Origin of the sequence: Microcoleus sp. D3_18_C2 (assembly GCF_036702395.1) — a bacterium.
Taxonomy (GTDB): Bacteria; Cyanobacteriota; Cyanobacteriia; order Cyanobacteriales; family Microcoleaceae; genus Microcoleus.
The window spans coordinates 137,401-140,068 of sequence record NZ_JAUBTG010000012.1; the positions used below are offsets into that span (position 1 = coordinate 137,401).

Annotated in this window: 1 protein-coding gene and 1 pseudogene; both read left to right on the top strand. The window is 49.1% G+C overall.

Annotated features, from left to right (window positions below; all coding sequences use genetic code 11):
* A pseudogene (locus QUA88_RS10825) lies at nucleotides 1-783 on the top strand (CopG family transcriptional regulator); the annotation flags it as partial.
* 180 nt (nucleotides 784-963) lie between these two features.
* Nucleotides 964-2,580, top strand: coding sequence for a C-3',4' desaturase CrtD (gene crtD, locus QUA88_RS10830; protein WP_333271664.1), 1,617 nt, complete (start codon nucleotides 964-966; stop codon nucleotides 2,578-2,580).
* Nucleotides 2,581-2,668: the final 88 nt, after the last annotated feature.

Here is a 2,668-nt window from a genome sequence, read left to right on the forward strand (position 1 = left end):
CAGCACCAAATCGCTGAAAAAGAACACCGCGAACACGAGTTTGTGCAACAGCTAGCCGAAAAATCCAGTGCTCTGGAATCTTTACAGCACCAAATCGCTGAAAAAGACCACCGCGAACACGAGTTTGTGCAACAGCTAGCCGAAAAATCCAGTGCTCTGGAATCTTTGCAGCACCAAATCGCTGAAAAAGAACACCGCGAACACGAGTTTGTGCAACAGCTAGCCGAAAAATCCAGTGCTCTGGAATCTTTGCAGCACCAAATCGCTGAAAAAGAACACCGCGAACACGAGTTTGTGCAACAGCTAGCCGAAAAATCCAGTGCTCTGGAATCTTTGCAGCACCAAATCGCTGAAAAAGAACACCGCGAACACGAGTTTGTGCAACAGCTAGCCGAAAAATCCAGTGCTCTGGAATCTTTGCAGCACCAAATCGCTGAAAAATCCGCTGCTGTGGAATCCTTGCAGCAGCAATTCGCCACCGAAAAGCAAAATCTCGAAAGCCAATTCCAGGAAACCGTGTCGAAGTCGAGTTATGAATCTTTGCAGCACGAGTTAGCAGAAAAGTCAAGTGCGATCGGCGACTTCCAAGTTAAACTGACCAAGTTGCAATATCTGGAAAATGAATTGAGCCAGAGTGCGGCGATACAGCGAAATTACGACGCTTTGCAGCAACAGTCTCAAGAACAGCTAAGAACCATCAAAGCTTTACGGGAACAGCTAGGTCAAATGCAGGCTGTGGCTGGGATTGGCGAAGCTTATCTCAACAAGTGGCGCCGTCCCTGATTCTCTGATCGGCACGCCACAGTCTAACGCTCCGGGTGCGCCCAGAGCATTTTACCCCTAAAAAGTCCTCTAAACTCGACCTCCTTCCTCTTGTAGCGATAGATTTGAACCTGTCGCTACAAGAGCTTTTTATTGCAAAATATGAGCATAATATTAAGAAATATTACAATAAATAAATTTATGACAGGCGATCGCACCCCTTTTGGCAAATCCAGTCCCACAGACACTAAGGGCCGCGTCACGGTAATTGGAGGCGGCATCGGCGGGCTGACAGCAGCAGCCCTGCTAGCCCGCAGAGGATACAAAGTGCTAGTCTTAGAACAGGCGATCGTCCCTGGCGGATGCGCTTCCACCTTCAAACGCAAAGGCTTTACCTTCGATGTCGGCGCCACGCAGGTTGCAGGATTGGAACCCGGAGGCATTCACCACCGAATTTTCTCAGAATTAGACATAGAACTTCCCGCCGCGACACCCTGCGATCCCGCTTGTGCGGTGTTTTTGCCGGGAGAAACCGCACCGATTAGCGTGTGGCGAGATCCGCAAAAGTGGCAGGAAGAAAGACAGCGGCAGTTTCCTGGAAGCGAACCTTTTTGGCAATTATTGTCTGCATTGTTCCAAGCTAGCTGGAAGTTTCAAGGGCGCGATCCAGTTTTACCGCCCAGAAACTTATGGGATTTCTGGCAATTAATTCAAGCAGTTCGCCCCGACACTTTAATTACTTTGCCTTTCACTTTTATGACAGTGGGAGATGCTTTGCGGCTTTGTGGGTTGGGCGACAATTTGCGCTTGAGAACTTTTCTGGATTTGCAGTTAAAATTGTATTCTCAAGTTGATACCGAAGAAACGGCGCTACTTTACGCGGCGACGGCTTTAGGAGTTTCGCAAGAGCCCCAGGGATTGTATCATCTACAAGGAAGTATGCAGGTGTTGAGCGATCGACTCGTAGGGGCGATCGAACTCTACGGCGGCAAAGTCCTGTTGCGGCACACAGTTGAAAGTATTGTCACCGCCAACGGCAAAGCCACAGGTACAGTGATTCGCAATCAAAAAACAGGCGAAGTTTGGACAGAAACTGCCGATCGCATTGTTGCCAACGTGACCGCCCAAAATCTAGTAAAATTGTTGTCAGGCGAGCCAAGTGTCGGAAATTTAACAGATAATTTATCGGTCAAATCAGAGACTTCAGAGACAACTAATAAACTCCCAAATCAAATGGCAGGCTACAAATATCGAGTTGATAAATTGCCGCCCGCATCCGGTGCATTTGTCATATATTTGGGAGTCCATGAAAGCGCAATTCCGGCAAATTGTCCGCCCCACCTTCAGTTTCTCTACGATTACGACGGCGAGATTGGGGAGAATAATTCATTATTTGTTTCAGTCAGTCATCCGGGTGATGGGCGAGCACCGGAGGGAATGGCGACAATTATCGCTTCGTCATTTACTGATACTCGAATGTGGTGGAATGCGGTTGATTATGAAGGATTGAAGCAAAAATACAGCGCAGGGGCGATCGCCCGTTTGAGCGAATATTTCAATTTGACGCCAGAGTCGATCGTACACCAAGAAGCCGCCACACCCCGCACCTTTGCCCGCTATACAGCGAGAGATAGAGGCGTTGTGGGTGGCATCGGCCAGCGAATACCAACCTTCGGCCCCTTCGGATTTGCCACTCGCACACCAATTAAAAACTTGTGGTTAGTAGGTGACTCCACCCATCCGGGAGAAGGCACTGCCGGCGTTTCCTATTCAGCTTTAACAGTAGTGCGGCAAATGGAAGCCGCCTCTAAAATCTAAGGAATGAGAATTAAATAAGTTCCACTCTTGAAAGTGGGATGGGCGTCCCGCCCGTCCAAACAGGACGGGCGGGACGCCCCTCCCACAA

Coding starts and splice junctions, on each gene's coding strand:
- crtD (WP_333271664.1), top strand. CDS start 964: ATGACAGGCGATCGCACCCCTTTTGGCAAATCCAGTCCCACAGACACT.